General features: G+C 67.7%; 14 protein-coding genes. 9 read left to right on the top strand and 5 right to left on the bottom strand.

Going from position 1 to position 17,327, the window contains the following annotated elements:
• Positions 1-168: 168 nt before the first annotated feature.
• The 5 genes from H0U68_RS11865 to H0U68_RS11845 all read right to left on the bottom strand — a co-directional run bounded on the left by H0U68_RS11865 (position 169) and on the right by H0U68_RS11845 (position 6,946).
• Positions 169-3,942, bottom strand: a complete 3,774-nt coding sequence (locus H0U68_RS11865; RefSeq protein ID WP_296355796.1) for a patatin-like phospholipase family protein — start codon at positions 3,940-3,942, stop codon at positions 169-171.
• A gap of 115 nt (positions 3,943-4,057) precedes the next feature.
• Entirely contained in the window at positions 4,058-4,237 is a 180-nt protein-coding gene (locus H0U68_RS11860) for a hypothetical protein (protein WP_296355794.1), read from the bottom strand.
• A gap of 167 nt (positions 4,238-4,404) precedes the next feature.
• Positions 4,405-4,833, bottom strand: coding sequence for an RNA-binding S4 domain-containing protein (locus tag H0U68_RS11855; RefSeq protein WP_296355792.1), 429 nt, complete (start codon positions 4,831-4,833; stop codon positions 4,405-4,407).
• The gene (locus H0U68_RS11850) at positions 4,833-6,185 is read right to left on the bottom strand and encodes a sensor histidine kinase (RefSeq protein ID WP_296355803.1); all 1,353 of its coding nucleotides are present in this window, start codon (positions 6,183-6,185) and stop codon (positions 4,833-4,835) included. The genes H0U68_RS11855 and H0U68_RS11850 overlap by 1 nt, the downstream gene beginning before the upstream one ends.
• Positions 6,186-6,268: 83 nt before the next feature.
• Positions 6,269-6,946 carry a response regulator gene (locus H0U68_RS11845; RefSeq protein WP_296355790.1) on the bottom strand — a complete coding sequence of 226 codons (678 nt, stop codon included), beginning with the start codon at positions 6,944-6,946 and terminating at the stop codon, positions 6,269-6,271.
• Positions 6,947-7,063: 117 nt separating this feature from the next.
• Here H0U68_RS11845 and H0U68_RS11840 point away from each other — a divergent pair, with 117 nt between their 5' ends.
• From H0U68_RS11840 to H0U68_RS11800, 9 genes are all read left to right on the top strand, one after another.
• Positions 7,064-8,017 (top strand): tripartite tricarboxylate transporter substrate-binding protein, encoded by a 954-nt coding sequence (locus tag H0U68_RS11840; RefSeq protein ID WP_296355788.1) that lies wholly within the window; start codon positions 7,064-7,066, stop codon positions 8,015-8,017.
• Positions 8,018-8,092: 75 nt separating this feature from the next.
• Positions 8,093-8,614, top strand: a complete 522-nt coding sequence (locus H0U68_RS11835; RefSeq protein ID WP_296355786.1) for a tripartite tricarboxylate transporter TctB family protein — start codon at positions 8,093-8,095, stop codon at positions 8,612-8,614.
• Between the two features lie 89 nt (positions 8,615-8,703).
• Positions 8,704-10,215 (top strand): tripartite tricarboxylate transporter permease, encoded by a 1,512-nt coding sequence (locus tag H0U68_RS11830; protein WP_296355784.1) that lies wholly within the window; start codon positions 8,704-8,706, stop codon positions 10,213-10,215.
• A gap of 100 nt (positions 10,216-10,315) precedes the next feature.
• Complete coding sequence (locus H0U68_RS11825; RefSeq protein ID WP_296355782.1) at positions 10,316-11,350, top strand: amino acid ABC transporter substrate-binding protein; 1,035 nt, start codon at positions 10,316-10,318, stop codon at positions 11,348-11,350.
• A 71-nt stretch (positions 11,351-11,421) separates the two neighbouring features.
• Positions 11,422-12,597 (top strand): ABC transporter permease subunit, encoded by a 1,176-nt coding sequence (locus H0U68_RS11820; protein ID WP_296355780.1) that lies wholly within the window; start codon positions 11,422-11,424, stop codon positions 12,595-12,597.
• A gap of 7 nt (positions 12,598-12,604) precedes the next feature.
• On the top strand, positions 12,605-13,711 hold the full coding sequence (locus H0U68_RS11815) for an amino acid ABC transporter permease (protein WP_296355778.1): 1,107 nt from the start codon (positions 12,605-12,607) through the stop codon (positions 13,709-13,711).
• A 19-nt stretch (positions 13,712-13,730) separates the two neighbouring features.
• Entirely contained in the window at positions 13,731-14,474 is a 744-nt protein-coding gene (locus tag H0U68_RS11810) for an amino acid ABC transporter ATP-binding protein (RefSeq protein ID WP_296355776.1), read from the top strand.
• A 1-nt stretch (position 14,475) separates the two neighbouring features.
• On the top strand, positions 14,476-15,933 hold the full coding sequence (locus H0U68_RS11805; protein WP_296355774.1) for a sigma 54-interacting transcriptional regulator: 1,458 nt from the start codon (positions 14,476-14,478) through the stop codon (positions 15,931-15,933).
• Between the two features lie 126 nt (positions 15,934-16,059).
• Positions 16,060-17,256 (top strand): substrate-binding domain-containing protein, encoded by a 1,197-nt coding sequence (locus H0U68_RS11800; RefSeq protein ID WP_296355773.1) that lies wholly within the window; start codon positions 16,060-16,062, stop codon positions 17,254-17,256.
• The last annotated feature ends 71 nt before the right edge of the window (positions 17,257-17,327 follow it).

Raw genomic sequence — 17,327 nt, 5'->3', positions numbered from 1 at the left:
GTGAAACGCCTTTGCGCCGATGATAGTGCGGATTCCCGTGTGAAAGTAGGACATCGTCAGGCTACTACAAAGCAAGAAAGGCCCAGCAGCAATGCTGGGCCTTTTCTTCTTGGGGAAGAGAAATCATTAAAGAAGCGACAGCCCTTTATCAGGGCTTCTTGCCTTCTTTCATCCCGGTAATTGCGGCATCGGTGATGCCATCGGGCTCGACTGCTGCAGAAACCAAGAATTCGACCAGCCTGGCCTCAACTTGTCCCGCACAGGCGTGTCGATGGCGACGCTGTTGCACTCCGACATGCGACGACGCGGATGGTTTCCGCGCCCCTCGACGCATTGCACCTCTGTTGGAAAGCAGCTCGCGCCGAATCGGCTCGGGCTTTGGACACCATCGTCTTCCTGGTAGCAAAACGCGGTCGCGGAAAGCGCGCCGATTTGCGGCGGCAGCGGCGGCAGCCACACCTCGATCACCGTGGAGCTCGCATCCGACTGGGCCCGCAGCGGCTTCACGGCCCACGCTTGCACCGCTCCCGGCGGCGCCAGTGCCTCGGCGCACTGCAAAGAAGCAGCATTTCGGTAGAGGACCGTTGGCACGGCATAGGGTTGTGGTGCGCGCCGCCCGGCGCGCCGCGCCGTGTCCCACACATCTTCGACCGGAGGTACCGAAGCACCAAGCGCCCGCCAGGGTGCGCGCAGCATGCGTGCCTTGTCACGTAATTCGGGACCGTAGATCTGGATGTAGATGGTGTGGCCGGCGCACGCGTCCGGGTTGGGTTCTGGCCGCGCGGCGACCACCTGGACGGTTCCCTGGACCGCACTTGCCGGACTTTGGGCGCCAGTTGTGCGAGTGGACACAGCTGGTGCGGCGGGTCCGGCCGCAGTTGGTGGTGCTGCTGCCGCGGCCACGATGGCCGTCTCCGGGTCCCAGCAGTTCGCGGGCTTGCTGGGACCTTGCCCGTAATGGCGGCCCCAGTACACCGGTATGCAGCTCACGCGCGGCTTGTCCTGCAGGCAGGCCGAGATTCTGTCGTCCTGCAGCAGGGCTTCGCAGGAGGGGTGTTTCGGCGTGCTCTCGCGGCAGGCGTCCTTGGTGCGCTGGATCATCAGCGCCATCAGGTTCGATTCGCGGAAGGCGCCCATGTTGTCGCTGGTGCAGGCGGCGTCGCCCACGCGTAGCAGGGCTGTTGCCATCTCGCCCAACCGGCCGTCGGCCGACTTGGCCGGGGCTGCCGCGGAAACGGGCTCCACAGGGAGTTTCCCGAAGATCTCGGTGAGCTCCTTGTAAGCCGCAGGTTCGATCTGGCTTGCCAGCGTGTGGCTCCGCAGCTCAGCGTTCACACCTTCCCATGCCGCGATGCCGAGCGATGCGACGCCGCCCAGGCCAAGCGTCGCGGTGACCGCGCCGGTCGAGGCGATGCGCGAGGACAGGCGCTTCTGCGGCGCCTTCAGCACCGGCGTGCCGTCCGCGTCCCTGACGAAGAACGCGCCGTCGTCGTCGACGAAGTTGGAAGCGAAGGCCTGCGCCGCGCCGAGCTGCTTGTCGTCCAACTGCCTGCCCAGCGTGTCGCCCAGCTGGAAGTAGCTCTCCCACTGCGCTTCGCTGAAAGACTGGTCGGTCGTCGGTTCCTGCGGGAACAGCGGATTGTCGGCCTTGAAGTTCACCAGGTCCACCGGCAGCCCCTGGCACAGGTTGGGCTTGACGATGAACATCCAGCCCTGCTTCTTGCTGTGGCGGTAGTCCACGCGGGCCACCGCGATGCACGCCTGGCTGTCCTCCGAGGCGATTTCGTTGAGCGACCCGAACGCCTTCGGCGCGGCACCCGGCGCCGAGGTGCGCAGAAAAGTGATGTCCGCCTGCAGGTCGATACGCGCCTTGCGCACCAGGTTCTCCAGGTCGGCGAACGCGTAGCGCGGGTCGGCGCCGCAGTCGGCGACGACGATCACCTCGCATTCCTCGCGCAGCAGCGCGTAGGCGGCGGTGTTCTCGAAATGGCCACCGTCGCTGAGGAACCATTCGCGCCTGGAAATCCCCGAGAAACGGCCGCGCAGTTCGTCGATGAAGCCACTGTACTTGCCAGTGGCCTTGGCCGCCGGCCCCGCAAGGCCGCCGCTGTCCCACCAGTAGCCGAGCCGCACACCGGCCAGCATCAGGATCGCGGCCACGCCCGGCCGGGTGGAGGCGCCCAGTCCTGGCGACACGGCCGCGCCGGAAATCGCGACCCACGACCCCAGCGTCAGTGCGGCCTCCGGCTCGGGAGCGGCCCAGGTGCCGGCGCTGACGCAGCTGGCGCCGCGCGGCCCAACCGTCATCAGCAGCCCCTTGCGGTCCTGGTTGAACAGGCCGCCGTTCGGGTCGCTGGTCTGGTTGACGCACACGTTGACGAGGTGCACGGGGCCGCCCGCCAGGTGCGGCGCATAGTCCACCATGGGCACGTCGTCGCCGGCATCCACGTCGCCGACCCTGGCCACGGCCGTCACGTCACGCACTTTCGCCAGGGTGTCGGCGACGCGTTGCGCGTCCGTGCCGAAGCGGTTGCGGTTTGCCGCGCCCAGGTAGCTGCGGATGAGCCGCGAGTGGTAGAAGCTGTGCAGCGAGGAGCGGTTGAGGAATTCGCGGTTGCGCGCCGACAGCACCACCATCACCAGCGGCGGCGCGACCATCCAGCCAAGCCACTTCCAGGCAAGTCCAAACTGCAGGTGCTTGGCCCCTTCGTCGAACAGCACGCCCGACACCGCGCGGTGCTCCAGGCTGATCCAGAACACCACCACCATCAGCAGCAGCAGCAGCCCGGCGGCGTTCATCACGCTCATCAATGCGCCGCGCAGGCGCGGCGTCAACCCGCGCGGCACGTCGGCCACCCGGGGCAGCACGACGCGCAGGACGGCGGCGATGGACACCATCACGATGGCCAGCGTGCCTTGCTTGGCGGCGTCGGTGGTCGCGAGCGCCCAGGCCAGATGGTCCACCCCCCCGAGGACCACCAGGCCGACCGCCAGCGAAAGGACGAAGGACAGGGCGGACGTCAGGCGGTTGCGAATCCAGTCCACGTCGCGATCGCGCACCAGTGCGAGGCCAACGGCCAGCACGTGCCCGAGCACGGCCGCGGCGAGAAAAAGCGCGACAAGCACCAGCATCGGCCACTTCATCGAACCTTCGACGGCGTAGCCGGTGTCTCCCTTCGCGAAGAAGGGAAGGTTGGAGATCACCACCACTCCCAGCGTGGCGGCGAACAGCAGGGTGACCGCCGGCCGTGGCCACCCGAACGGGTCTGATTTTTTCTTGGGTGCGGCCCAGAACGCCGACGTGAAGAGCAGGCCCAGCCACATCAGCAGCGGCAGCAGCAGCCATGTGGCTGGGATCCAGTCGATGCTGCCCAGCACCTCGTAGGCGAGTGCACCCGCATCGCTCGCCCTTGCGTGCCGAAACACCGAATCGCCCCACTGCCATGCGAGAAGATCGAGGCCGACCAGGACGCCGCCGAGCAGGAAGGAGAGCATGGCCAGCTCGAAATGCACGGCCAGCAGGTTGCGCCCGTAGCTCGCGGCTGCGAAGAACAGGTCCTTCGCGCCGCCGGGAATGAGGTAGCGCCCGTTGGCGCGCAGCCATGCGGCGAAAACCCGGGTCTCGGCTTCCTTCAAGGCCTCTTCCACTTCGCGCGGGTCCGCATCCGCCTGGCGCCGCTCGTTGAACAGCTGCCCGATGGTGGAGCCGATGTAGCCGCCGCCCGACACCGTGGACATCAGGTCGAACTTGTGGAACAGCCCTTTTTCGGCCAGCGCCTTGATCAACCCGAAGCAAAAGGTGGCGCTGCGGATGCCGCCGCCCGAGAGCGCCAGCCCCCAGGGTCGTTCGTGTTCGAGCCGAATGTCTTGTGCTTGCAGCGCCTGCCTGCGCTCCCGGATGCAATCCTGCGGCGTTGCCACCGCTTTTTCCACAACAGTCATGAGTCCTCCGTGACGCAGCGGGTTGTACCTCGACTGCAGTCCCGGGTCCAGCATGGATGTGAAAAGAAGAAGGCCGCCCTGAGGCGGCCTTCCTGGCGTGTGATCCCTATGCTTCTTATTGGCGCGCGCCACTGCGGCTGCGGGCTGTCGGCTTGTGGCTGCCGGCCTTCTTGATGTGGGGTCCTTCGCGCACGGTGCGCGGCTGCAACGAGAGCCCGTAAGACGCGGCGGTCACCGCGAGGATTTTGGGCACCCGTTCCAGGATGGACGGGGTTCGGGTTTCGATCAATTCCATGGTTCCCTACGACGATTGTTTGGCGCTGTGTGTGACTGCAGTGCACAAAGTATCAGCGAGAGTGATGCCAGGGTTATGACAGTAGCGCGCGCCAAGGCGGGTCGGAGCGGTCCGACAACGGCCGAGCCAGAGCTTCAGGTTTCTGGTCGGCGTGGCGCTGCGAGAGCCTACTTGTTTTCGTCGTCCACCGAAGCGCTCCAGCGGTCGCCCCAGCCCTGGCGCGACTGCTCTTCCAGGTCGCGCCGGCCGCGCTTGGTGGGACGGCCGTGCTCGATGCTGTTGGCTGGTTCCGGTGCGTAGCGGCGCTGCTGCACGGCGCGTTCGCGCTCGGCCAGGCTTTCGGGGGTTTCCTCGTACAGCTGCTGGGCCACCGGCGCCGGCCCGCGCATTTCCGACAGGCCCTTGACGACGACGGTGCGCGTGAGGCCTTCGCGGCGCATCGCCACGGTGTCGCCGACTTTCACCTCGCGCGCCGGCTTGTTCACGTCCTGGCCATTGACGGCGACCCGGCCCTTGGCGATCTCATCCGTGGCGAGCGTGCGGGTCTTGTAGAAGCGGGCGGCCCACAGCCATTTGTCGATGCGCAGCTTGTCCATCAGCCGCCATTTTCCGCCAGCGGCAGCCGCACGGTGGCATCCAAACCGGCGATATGCCCCTGGATTTCCCGGTTGTCGAGAAAAATGCCGCCGCCGAGCGCGCGTACGATCTCGTGGCAGATCGCCAGGCCCAGGCCCGAGCCGCCGCGCAGGTCGCCGGCCGAGAACGGCTGGAACAGCCGCACGCGCAGCGCGTCGGCGATGCCCGGGCCGCTGTCGCGCACCAGCAGCACGCCCGCGTCGCCCTCGCGCTCGACACGCACCGCAAGGCTGCCGCCGGCCGGCACCTGCTTGATGGCGTTGTGCAGCAGGTTGCGCGCGAGCTCCCGCAGCATCCATTCGTGGGCGCGGATGCCGACCGGCTCGGTGGCGATTTCGAAATCGATGTCCTTCTCGGCGATCAGCGGCGACAGGTCCAGCGCCACCTCGCGCACCGCCTCGGCCAGGTCGGCCACGCCGCTGCCCGGCTGCTGGCGCAGCTGTTCGACCTTGGCCAGCGACAGCATCTGGTTGGCCAGTATGGTGGCGCGCTCGACCGTTTCGTTCACCTCGGCTAGCGCTTGCATCGGCTCCACGTCGCCACGCAAGGCCGACTGCACCTGCGTCTTCAGCACCGCCAGCGGCGTGCGCAGCTGGTGCGCGGTGTCGCGCACGAAGCGCTTCTGGTTGTCCAGCATGGCGGCCAGCCGCGCCATCACCGCGTTGGTGGCGTCCACCAGCGGCAGCAGCTCGCGCGGCGCATCCGCGGCGGCAATCGGCGTCAGGTCGCCTTCGGGGCGTTCGCGCAGCTGCGCACTCAGCTGGCGCACCGGGCGCGTGGCGCGCTGCACCACCAGCATCACCACCAGGCCGATCACCGCTACCAGCACGGCCTGGCGCCACAGCGTGTCGAACAGGATCTGGCGCGCCAGGGTGCGGCGCAGCTCCAGCGTTTCGGCCACCTGCACCACCGCCATGCCGCGGCCGCGGGCGCTGGCCACCGGCTGCAGCAGCACCGCCACCCGCACCTCGGCGCCGGCGTAGACGTCGTCGTAGAAATCCACCAGCGCGGCATAGGGCGGCCGCGCCGGCAGCCGGCCGTGCCAGAACGGCAGGTCGGCATAGCCGGAGACCATTTCGCCCGACAGGCTGGACACGCGGTAGACCATGCGCGTGCGGGTGTCGGCCTCGAACGCTTCCAGCGCGGAATAGGGCACCGTGGCGCGCAGCCGTGCCGCCTCGTCGTAGCCCTCCACGTCGAGCTGCTCGCCGATCACCTTGGTCGAGGCCAGCAGGGTGCGGTCGTAGGCGGTGTTGAGCGCGGCCAGCGCGCGGCCGTACAGGCTGATGCCGTTCAGCGCGATCAGCAGCATCACCGGCAGCAGAATGCCCAGCAGCAGGTAACGGCGCAGCGAGTGCGGCCGAAGCGGGCGGGGCCCTGGCGACGGCACGCTCGTCACCCGATCTTCAGCAGGTAGCCCAGGCCGCGCAGCGTGACCAACGAGACGCCGGTGTGGGCCAGCTTCTTGCGCAGCCGATACACCACCACCTCCACCGCTTCGTACTGCACGTCCTGCTCGCCGGCGAACACGATCTCGAACAGCCGCTCCTTGGTGACCGCGCGGCCGGGCCGCGCCATCAGCGCCTGCAGCAGCGCCGACTCGCGCGGCGTGAGTTCCAGCACCTCGTCGCGGTGGTGGAAGGCGCCGCCGTCGTGGTCGTAGACCAGCCCGCCGAACTGCAGGTTGCCGGCGGCGGGGTCGTCCACCGCCTCGCCGCGCCGGCGCACCAGGGCGCGCAGGCGCGCCTCCAGCTCGTCGAGGTCGAACGGCTTGGGCAGGTAGTCGTCGGCGCCGGTGTTCAGGCCGATGATGCGGTCGCCCACCGTGCCGCGCGCGGTAAGGATGAGCACCGGCGTGGCCAAGCCGTCCCTGCGCGCCTGCTCCAGCACCTGCAGGCCGTCTATGCCCGGCAGGCTGAGGTCCAGCACCACCGCCTCGGGCGGGGCGGCGCGCCATTGAGCTAGCACCTTGGTGCCGTCGTCACAGGTGGCAACCTGCCAGCCGCGGCGGCCCAGGGCGCGTTGCAGGGTGCTGCGCATGGCGGCATCGTCTTCGACCAAAAGCAATCTCATGAATACGTGCAAGTGTGGTTCAAGCAGACTCTAGTAGTTTCCCCAATACGCCGGACAGCCGATTGACAGCCGCCAGGGCGATCATGCGAATGTTCCATATTCCAACAGGAGACACGCATGCGACGCGACACATTCCTCAGATCGCTGGTCGCGCTGGCCGCCGCCGGCGCGCTGCCGCTCTCGGCCCGCGCCGCGGGCAACGTCAAGATGATGATCCCGGCCAACCCCGGCGGCGGCTGGGACACCACCGGCCGCGCGCTCGGCAAGGCGCTGCAGGAAGCCAAGGTCGCCGACAGCGTCACGTACGACAACAAGGGCGGCGCCGCGGGCGCGCTGGGCCTGGCGCAGTTCGTCAACGGCAGCAAGGGCGACCCGAACGCGATGATGGTGATGGGCGCCGTGATGCTGGGCGGCATCATCACCGGCAAGCCGCCTGTGAACCTGTCGCAGGCCACGCCGATCGCCCGCATCACCAGCGAATACAACGTGTTCGTGCTGCCGTCCAACTCGCCCTTCAAGACCATGGCCGATGTGATCGCGCAGCTCAAGAAGGACCCGGGCAGCGTCAAGTGGGGCGGCGGCTCGCGCGGCTCTACCGAGCACATCGCCGCGGCCATGATCGCGCAAAAGGCCGGCGTCGATCCCTCCAAGATCAACTACGTGGCCTTCCGCGGAGGCGGCGAGGCCACGGCTGCCATCCTGGGCGGCAACGTCACGGTGGGCGGCAGCGGCTACAGCGAGTTCGCCGAGTACATCAAGGCCGGCAAGATGAAGCCGATCGCGGTCACCTCGCCCAAGCGCCTGAACGACGTGCCTACGCTGAAGGAGCAGGGCATCGACGTGGAAATCGGCAACTGGCGCGGCGTGTACGGCGCGCCCGGCATCACCGCGGCGCAGCGCAAGGCGCTGACCGACATGGTGATGGCCGCGCTGAAGACCAAGTCCTGGCAGGAGTCGCTGGAGAAGAACGACTGGACGCCGGCCCTGCTGAGCGGCCCGGCCTTCGACAAGTTCGTCGACGACGAATTCGCCAGCCTGCGCGCCACCATGGTGAAGTCCGGCATGGTCTGACGCGCTGTCGCGTTCCCTTCCGCCAAGCAGTACCGCCCGGCTTCCACCGGGCGTTTTTTGTTCCCGGAGCACCTCATGACGCAAGACGGATCTTCATCCCAGCGGCTCGCGCAGACGCTGGTCGGCGCGGGCATCCTGCTCACCGGCCTCGGCCTGGCGGGCGGCGCGCTCACCATTCCCTCGGCCGCCGGCTACGGCGGCGTGGGGCCCAACTTCCTGCCCTGGCTGGTGGCGCTGGTGCTCTCCATTTGCGGCGTGCTGATGGTGCGCGAGGCGCGCAGCGGGGGCTTTCGCGAGCTGGATGCGCCCTCGGGCGCGGCGCGCGGCTGGTGGCCGGGCCTGGTGTGGGTCTCGGCGGGGCTGCTGGCGAACGCGGCGCTGATCACCACCATCGGCTTCATCCTGAGCTGCACGCTGTGCTACGTGCTGACGGTGCAGGGCCTGCGGCGCGCGCAGGGCCAGGCGGGTGCCTCGACGCCTGCGGTGCTGGCGACCGACCTGGCCGCCGGGCTGGTGATTTCCGCGCCCGTGTACTGGATGTTCACCAAATTCCTGGCAATCAACCTGCCGGGCCTGACGCAAACCGGGTGGATCTAAAACCATGAACCCCCACGCTCTTCACTTCGTTCACTCGCTGCCCCCCGAGGGGGCTTCAGCCTCCTTGAGGCGGCTCTGCGGAGACTGACATGGACATCTTCTCCGCGCTCATGGGTGGCTTCGCCACCGCCATCACGCCCATTAACCTGATGTGGGCCTTCATCGGCTGCGTGCTGGGCACGGCCGTTGGCGTGCTGCCCGGCATCGGCCCGGCGGTGGCGGTGGCCATGCTGCTGCCGATCACGGCCAAGGTGGACATCACCGCATCGATGATCTTCTTCTCCGGCATCTACTACGGCGCGATGTACGGCGGCTCCACCACGTCCATCCTGCTGAACACGCCCGGCGAAACGGCCAGCATGGTGACGGCGATGGAGGGCAACAAGATGGCCAAGAGCGGGCGCGCCGGCGCGGCGCTGGCCACTGCCGCCATCGGCTCGTTCGTGGCGGGCACCATCGCCACGCTGATCGTCACGCTGTTCGCGCCCTATGTGGCCGACTTCGCGGTGAAGCTCGGGCCACCCGAGTATTTCCTGCTGATGGTTCTGGCCTTCACCACCGTCAGCGCGGTGCTGGGCAAGAGCACGCTGCGCGGCATGGCGGCGCTGTTCCTGGGCCTGGCGATCGGCCTGGTCGGCCTGGACCAGATCTCGGGGCAGGCGCGCTACATCGGCGGCGTTCCGGAACTGCTGGACGGCATCGAGATCGTGCTGGTGGCGGTCGGCCTGTTCGCCGTGGCCGAGGTGCTGTACTTCGCGCTGTACGAGGGCCGCGAGACGGAAACCCGCAACCCCATGAGCAAGGTCTACATGACCAGGCAGGACTGGCGCCGCTCGATTCCGGCCTGGCTGCGCGCCACCGCCATCGGCGCGCCGTTCGGCTGCATCCCGGCCGGCGGCACCGAGATCCCGACCTTCCTCAGCTACGCGGTGGAGAAGAAGCTGGCCAAGGGCGAGAACAAGGCGGAGTTCGGCACGGTGGGCGCCATCGAGGGCGTCGCCGGGCCGGAGGCAGCCAACAACGCCACCGTCACCACCGCGATGATCCCGCTGCTGACGCTGGGCATCCCGACCTCCAACACCACCGCCATCCTGCTGGGCGCGTTCCAGAACTACGGCATCCAGCCGGGCCCGCAGCTGTTCACCACCTCCGCCACGCTGGTGTGGGCGCTGATCGCATCGCTCTACATCGGCAACGTGATGCTTCTGGTGCTGAACCTTCCGATGGTGAAGCTGTGGGTGCAGCTGCTGAAGATTCCCAAACCTCAGCTCTATGCCGGCATCCTGATCTTCGCCACCGTCGGGGCCTACGGCATGCGGCAAAGCGCGTTCGACCTGGTGCTGCTGTGGGGGATCGGCCTGGTGGGCGTGCTGATGCGCCGCTTCGACTTCCCGACCGCGCCGGTGATCGTGGGCATGATCCTGGGCCCGCTGGCCGAGGCGCAGATGCGCAACGCCATCTCCATCGGCGAAGGCAGCGCCGCGGTGTTCGTGCAGCGGCCCATGTCCATCGCGCTATTGGTGGTGATCGTGCTGGTGCTGGTGGTGCCGCGGGTGCTCAAGCGCTGGATGCGGCCGGAACCCGTGCCGACTCCGGGTTGACCGCAGGCTGCGGCGCGGCACAGTTGGGATATCCTTTTCTGGCCCGGGACTTGCAATCGCAAAAGTCTCAGCAATTTTTCGATCCGAACGAGGAGATCCAATGAACAGACTCAGCAAGCGCTGCATTGCCCTGGCCGTGGCCGTGGGCGCGATGGCGTCCACGACGGCCGCGCTGGCCGGCAAGACCCTGGACGGCGTGAAGCAGCGCGGGCAGATGGTGTGCGGCGTGCACACCGGCCTGGCCGGTTTCTCCGCCGCGGACGCCGCGGGCAAGTGGTCCGGGCTGGACGTGGACGTCTGCCGCGCCGTCGCCGCCGCCGTGCTGGGCGACCCGGAAAAGGTGAAGTATGTGCCGCTGACGGCGCAGCAGCGCTTCGCCGCGCTGCAGTCCGGCGAGCTCGACCTGCTGTCGCGCAACACCACGCTCACGCTGACCCGCGACGCCTCGCTGGGCCTGAACCAGATCACGGCCACGTACTACGACGGCCAGGGCTTCATCGTCACCAAGAAGAGCGGCATCAAGAGCACCAAGCAGTTCAAGAACCAGACGATCTGCGTGCAGTCGGGCACCACCACCGAGAAGAACCTCACCGACTTCTCCAAGACCAACAACCTGAACATCAAGACGGTGGTGTTCGAGAAGGAAGAAGCGGCCACCGCCGCCTATTTCGCCGGCCGCTGCGTGTCCTACACCACCGATGCCTCGGGCTTGGCCTCCATCCGCAACAAGGTCGCGCCCAAGCCGGACGACCACATCATCCTGTCCGAGCTGGTCTCCAAGGAGCCGCTGGGCCCGCTGGTGCGCCGCGGCGACGACGAGTGGTTCGCCATCGTCAAATGGGTGGTCTACGGCCTGATCGAGGCCGAGGAGTACGGCATCACCCAGGCCAACGTGGACAGCCTGAAGACCAGCAGCCAGGACCCGGTGGTGCGCCGCATCCTGGGCACCGGCGAGGACATGGGCAAGCTGCTCGGCCTGGACAAGGACTGGATGGCACGCGCCCTCAAGGCCACCGGCAACTACGGCGAGATCTTCGAGCGCAACGTCGGCCCGAAGTCGGCCCTGGGGCTGCCGCGCGGCCTGAACAACCAGTGGAACAAGGGCGGCCTGATGTACGCCTACCCGATCCGCTGAGCACCTGAGCGCAGTTCGCGACAGCGGGCCCGGCCCCGGCCGGGCCCGCATGTTGCATACCCCTGTCCGACATGCAAGCAAAGAAGCCGCCGCGCAAGAAGAGCTGGTCCTGGCGCAGCCGCGCCTTCCGCGGGCTGGTCTATCAGCTGGTCGCCGTGGCCGCCATCGCGCTGGTGGTGTGGTTCCTCGCCTCCAACACCGCGTACAACATGCGCGTGCGCGGCATCCAGAGCGGCTTCGATTTCCTCAGCCAGCCCGCCGGCTTCACCATTGGCGAGAGCCTGTACCCCTTCGACTCCACCGAGTCGTATGTGCGCGCCTTCGGCATCGGCCTGAGCAACACGCTGCGCGTGGCCGTCGCCGGCATCATCTTCGCCACCCTGATCGGCACGCTGGTCGGGATCGGCCGCTTCTCGCGCAACGCCCTGGTGCGCGGCCTGTGCGCCGGCTACGTGGAAGCATTCCGCAACGTGCCGGTGCTGATCCAGCTGCTGATGTGGTACCTGGTGCTCACCGAAATGCTGCCTTCCCTGCAGGAAGCCTGGAAAGTCGGGCCGTTCTTCCTGAGCAAGGGGGGCCTGAATTTTCCCGCCCCGGTCTGGGGACCGGGCGAGGCCTGGACGCTGGCAGGCCTGGGCGCCGGCGTAGTGCTGATGTGGCTGTACCGGCGCTGGGCGCGCAAGCGCTTCGAGCAGACCGGCCGGCCGCTCAGCATGGTCTGGGTGCCCATCGGGCTGCTGCTGGTGGGCGGCTTCGCCGGCTGGCTGGCCGGCGGCGCGTCCACCGTGCTGGACTTCCCCATGAAGGGCGAGTTCGCGGTGGAGAACGGCGGCGCGCTGACGCCGGAATTCCTGGCGCTGCTGATGGGCCTGTCGCTCTACACGGCGTCCTTCATCGCCGAAGTGGTGCGCTCGGGCATCGCCGCCGTGCCGGCCGGCCAGGGCGAGGCCGCGGCCGCGCTGGGGCTGGACCGCGGCATGGAGCTGCGCCTGGTGATGCTGCCGCAGGCGCTGCGCGTGATCGTGCCGCCCCTGACCAACCAGTACCTGAACCTCACCAAGAACTCCTCGCTGGCGGTCGCCATCGGGTACCCCGACGTGGTGTCCATCGCCAACACCGCGATGAACCAGACCGGCCGCGCGGTGGAGTGCATCGCCATCCTGATGGCGGTGTACCTCACGCTGTCGCTGCTGACCTCGGGCGCCATGAACTGGTACAACGCGCGCGTCGCCATCAAGGAACGCTGAGCACAGCATGAGCGCAAGCAGTTTCCGCTCCATCGTCCCGCGCCCGGCGCCGCGCCGCACGCAGGGCCCGCTCGCCTGGACGCGCGCCAACCTGTTCCACGACTGGCGCACGGCGGCCGGCACGCTGCTGGTGTGTGCGCTGCTGGCGTGGGTGCTGCCGCGCTTCCTGAACTGGGCGGTGCTCAACGCCGTGTGGCGGCCCGACCTCGTGGCCTGCCGCGCCGCCGAGGGCGTGGGCGCCTGCTGGGGCGTGGTGGCCGAGAAGTACCGCGTGATCGTGTTGGGCCGCTATCCGTTCGACCAGCAGTGGCGTCCGCTGGTGGCCACCCTGCTGATGCTGGCGATGCTGGTGGCCAGCTGCATGCGCGTGTTCTGGAAATCGTGGCTGGCGGTCGCCTGGCTCGCCGTTCTGGCGGTGTTCCTGATGCTGATGCACGGCAACGTGCTGGGCCTGTCGAAGGTGGAGACCGATCGCTGGGGCGGCCTGTCGCTCACCGTGCTGCTGTCCACGCTGTCCATCGGCATGGCGTTCCCGATCGCGCTGGCGGTCGCGTTGGGCCGGCGATCCGACCTGCCGGCCATCCGCGCCATCTGCACCGTCTACGTGGAGCTGATCCGTGGCGTGCCGCTGATCTCGGTGCTGTTCATGGCCTCGTTCATGTTCCCGCTGTTCATGCCGCAGGGCGTGACCATCGACGTGCTGATCCGCGTGCTGGCCGGCATGACGCTGTTCGCCGCGGCGTATCTCGCCGAGGTGATCCGCGGCGGCCTGCAGGCGGTGCCGCGCGGCCAGGTGGAGGCGGCGGCGACGCTGGGCCTGTCGTACTGGCAGGCCCAGCGCAAGATCGTGCTGCCGCAGGCGCTGGCGATGGTGGTGCCCAGCATCGTCAACAGCTTCATCTCGATCTTCAAGGACACCTCGCTGGTAAGCATCGTCAGCTTGTACGAGCTCACCGGCGCGCTCGACCTCGCGCTGAACGCCGACCCGAACTGGAAGGTGTTCAAGCTGCAAGGCTATTTCTTCATCGCGCTGATCTACTTCGTGTTCTGCTTTTCCATGTCGCGCTACAGCCGCTGGGTGGAGCGCGAGGTCAACACGAGCAAACGGCGCTGAGCCGAAAGCAGGTCCTGCCATGCCCGAATCCATCATCAGCTTCGACAAGGTCAACAAGTGGTACGGCAACGACTTCCACGTGCTGCGCGACATCGACCTGGAGGTGGGGCGCGGTGAACGCATCGTCATCTGCGGTCCGTCCGGCTCGGGCAAGTCCACGCTGATCCGCTGCATCAACCGCCTCGAGGAACACCAGGAAGGCCGCCTGGTGGTCGACGGCGTGGAACTGGCCGACGACGTGAAAGCCATCGACGCCGTGCGCAGGAAGGTCGGCATGGTGTTCCAGCAGTTCAACCTGTTCCCGCATCTGAGCGTGCTGGACAACCTGATCCTGTCGCCCATGTGGGTGGGCAAGCTGCCGCGAAAAGAGGCGGTGGAGCGCGCCATGCAGCAGCTGGAACGCGTGCGCATCGCCGACCAGGCCAGCAAGTTCCCGCTGCAGCTGTCGGGCGGGCAGCAGCAGCGCGTGGCCATCGCGCGGGCGCTGTGCCTCACGCCGAAGATCATGCTGTTCGACGAGCCGACCTCGGCGCTCGACCCGGAGATGATCAAGGAGGTGCTCGACGTGATGATCGAGCTGGCCGGGCAGGGCATCACCATGCTGTGCGTGACCCACGAGATGGGCTTCGCCAAGGCGGTGGCCGACTGCGTGATCTTCATGGACGAAGGCCAGATCGTCGAGCGCGGCAACCCGCACGACTTCTTCAACAATCCCCAGAGCGAGCGCAGCCGGGACTTCCTGTCCAAGATCCTGGGGCACTGAGATGTCGCTGCCGAGCGACGCCCAAAGCATCCTGGAGCTGGCGGCGCGCTCCATGTTCGAGCTGTTCGCCAACGCCAGCGAAGGCATGCTGCTGGTGGACCGCGACGCGCGCGTGGTCTGGATCAACGACCTGTACAAGCGCTTCCTGCCGGCATTGGGCTACGAGCGGGTCGAGGACTTCGTCGGCCACCCGGTGTCCGAGGTGGTGCAGAACACGCAGATGCACCGCGTGCTGCGCACCGGCAAGCCGATCCTGATCGATCTGCTGTCCAACAAGGCCGGCACTTTCGTGGTCAGCCGCATCCCGCTGCGCGACGCGCAGGGCGAGGTGATCGGCGCGCTGGGCATCGTGCTGTTCGACCACCCCGAAACCACGCTGCAGCCGCTGATCCAGAAGTTCGCGCATCTGCAGCGCGACCTGGACGACGCGCGGCGCGAGCTCGCCACGCAGCGGCGCAGCAAGCACACCCTGGCCAGCTTCATCGGCAGCAGCCCGCCGGCCGTGGAAGTGAAGCGGCAGGCGCGGCGCGCGGCGCTGTCGTCCAGCCCGGTGCTGCTGCTGGGTGAAACCGGCACGGGCAAGGAACTGCTGGCGCACGCCATCCACGCCGCCTCGCCGCGCGCCCGCGGGCCGTTCGTCAGCGTCAACATCGCTGCCGTGCCCGACACGCTGCTGGAAGCCGAGTTCTTCGGCGTGGCGCCGGGCGCCTACACCGGCGCCGACCGCAAGGGCCGCGACGGCAAGTTCAAGCTGTCCGACGGCGGCACGCTGTTCCTGGACGAGATCGGCGACATGCCGCAGGGCCTGCAGGCCAAGCTGCTGCGCGCGCTGCAGGAAGGCGAGATCGAGCCGCTGGGCTCCAACAAGGTGGTGCGCTTCGACGCGCGCGTGATCGCCGCCACCTCGCGCGACCTGGCGGCGCTGGTGCGCGAAGGGCGCTTCCGCGAAGACCTGTACTACCGCCTCAACGTGCTGCCGATCCGGGTGCCGCCGCTGCGCGAGCGGCGCGCCGACATCCCGGCGCTGGCCGAGGTGCTGGCCGAGGATATCGCGGCGCGCAACGCCTCCGGCCCGCTGGAATTGAGCGCCGAGGCGATCGCGCTGCTCACCGCGCAGCCGTGGCGCGGCAACACGCGCGAGCTGCGCAACGTGATGGAACAGGCCGCCATGCGCAGCGACGCGCCGCGCATCGAGGCGCAGGACGTCGAGCAGGTGCTGCATGAAGCCGGCATGGAGCGGGTGGAGCCGCCGCGCGTGGCCGTACTTCCGGCAGCCGGGCATGCCGGCCCGCTGCGCCCGCTGGCCGAGCAGGTGGCCGCGCTCGAGCGCCGCGCCATCCGCGAAGCGCTGGCCGCGACCGGCGGCAACAAGTTGGCCGCCGCGAAGCTGCTCGGCATTTCCCGCGCCAAGCTCTACGAGCGGCTGGACGTATTGCACGGAAATCAGACAACTGCCTGAAAACAAGACAGTCAAGTGTCCGCGAACCATGCAGATGAGCCACGGCTGGTGCGCCACACACTGTGAAATCAACCACTTACGCTCTGGCACGGTGCGTGCAAGGTCGTCTGCAAACTAGGAGACATGATGAACCGCCGTACCTTGACTGTGCTTGCCGCAGCCACCGTCGCCGCACTCGCTTGCCCGCTGGCGTTCGCCCAGAGCAAGGAAATCCGCATCGCCCACGTCTACAGCCGTACCGGCCCGCTGGAAGCCTACGGCAAGCAGACGCAGACCGGCCTGATGATGGGCCTGGACTACGCCACCGGCGGCACCATGATGGTCGGCGGCAAGAAGATCGTCATCATCGAGAAGGACGACCAGGGCAAGCCGGACCTGGGCAAGTCGCTGCTGGCCACCGCCTATTCCGACGACAAGGCCGACATGGCCATCGGCCCCAGTTCCTCCGGCGTTGCGCTGGCCATGCTGCCGGTGGCCGAGGAGTACAAGAAGATCCTGCTGGTCGAGCCGGCCGTGGCCGATTCGATCACCGGCGACAAGTGGAACAAGTACATCTTCCGCACCGGGCGCAACAGCTCGCAGGACGCGATCTCCAACGCGGTGGCGATGGACAAGCCGGGCACCGTGGTTGCCACGCTGGCGCAGGACTACGCGTTCGGCCGCGACGGCGTGAAGGCCTTCAAGGACGCTCTGAAGAACGCCAAGATCGTCCATGAGGAATACCTGCCGCAGGCCACCACCGACTTCACCGCCGGCATCCAGCGCATCGTCGATCGGATCAAGGACCTGCCGGGCAACAAGGCCATCGAGGTGATCTGGGCCGGCGGCGTACCGCCGTACAACGCGCTGGCCGCGCAGAACCTGAAGCAGCGCTACAACATCGACGTCTTCACCGGAGGCAACATCCTGCCGGCCATGGCCTCGTACAAGCAGTTCCCGGGCATGGAAGGCGCCACCTACTACTACTTCGGCATCCCGAAGAACCCGGTGAACGAAGCCCTGGTGGCCGCGCACTACAAGCAGTTCAAGGCGCCGCCGGACTTCTTCACCGCCGGCGGCTTCTCCGCCGCCATGGCCGCCGTGGCCGCGCTGAAGAAGACCAACGGCGACGCCAGCGCCGACAAGCTGATTGCCGCCATGGAAGGCATGAGCTTCGACACGCCCAAGGGCCGCATGACTTTCCGCAAGGAAGACCACCAGGCCATGCAGTCCATGTACCACTTCAAGATCAAGGTCGATCCGGCCTTCCCCTGGGGCGTTCCCGAGCTGGTCCGCGAGATCAAGCCGGAAGAGATGAACGTCCCGATCCGCAACAAGCGCTGAAGCGCCTGCACCGCTAACTTTCACGTTGAGAACAACCCCCGGGCACACGGGGGATGGGCATCGCCATGACG

Origin of the sequence: Ramlibacter sp. (assembly GCF_013697775.1) — a bacterium.
Lineage (GTDB): Bacteria > Pseudomonadota > Gammaproteobacteria > Burkholderiales > Burkholderiaceae_C > Ramlibacter.
The sequence above is the reverse complement of the archived record's forward strand: the minus strand, read 5'-3'. Positions and strand labels throughout refer to the sequence as shown.

Coding starts and splice junctions, on each gene's coding strand:
- H0U68_RS11865 (WP_296355796.1), bottom strand. CDS start 3,942: ATGACTGTTGTGGAAAAAGCGGTGGCAACGCCGCAGGATTGCATCCGG.
- H0U68_RS11860 (WP_296355794.1), bottom strand. CDS start 4,237: ATGGAATTGATCGAAACCCGAACCCCGTCCATCCTGGAACGGGTGCCC.
- H0U68_RS11855 (WP_296355792.1), bottom strand. CDS start 4,833: ATGGACAAGCTGCGCATCGACAAATGGCTGTGGGCCGCCCGCTTCTAC.
- H0U68_RS11850 (WP_296355803.1), bottom strand. CDS start 6,185: ATGCTGCTGATCGCGCTGAACGGCATCAGCCTGTACGGCCGCGCGCTG.
- H0U68_RS11845 (WP_296355790.1), bottom strand. CDS start 6,946: ATGAGATTGCTTTTGGTCGAAGACGATGCCGCCATGCGCAGCACCCTG.
- H0U68_RS11840 (WP_296355788.1), top strand. CDS start 7,064: ATGCGACGCGACACATTCCTCAGATCGCTGGTCGCGCTGGCCGCCGCC.
- H0U68_RS11835 (WP_296355786.1), top strand. CDS start 8,093: ATGACGCAAGACGGATCTTCATCCCAGCGGCTCGCGCAGACGCTGGTC.
- H0U68_RS11830 (WP_296355784.1), top strand. CDS start 8,704: ATGGACATCTTCTCCGCGCTCATGGGTGGCTTCGCCACCGCCATCACG.
- H0U68_RS11825 (WP_296355782.1), top strand. CDS start 10,316: ATGAACAGACTCAGCAAGCGCTGCATTGCCCTGGCCGTGGCCGTGGGC.
- H0U68_RS11820 (WP_296355780.1), top strand. CDS start 11,422: ATGCAAGCAAAGAAGCCGCCGCGCAAGAAGAGCTGGTCCTGGCGCAGC.
- H0U68_RS11815 (WP_296355778.1), top strand. CDS start 12,605: ATGAGCGCAAGCAGTTTCCGCTCCATCGTCCCGCGCCCGGCGCCGCGC.
- H0U68_RS11810 (WP_296355776.1), top strand. CDS start 13,731: ATGCCCGAATCCATCATCAGCTTCGACAAGGTCAACAAGTGGTACGGC.
- H0U68_RS11805 (WP_296355774.1), top strand. CDS start 14,476: ATGTCGCTGCCGAGCGACGCCCAAAGCATCCTGGAGCTGGCGGCGCGC.
- H0U68_RS11800 (WP_296355773.1), top strand. CDS start 16,060: ATGAACCGCCGTACCTTGACTGTGCTTGCCGCAGCCACCGTCGCCGCA.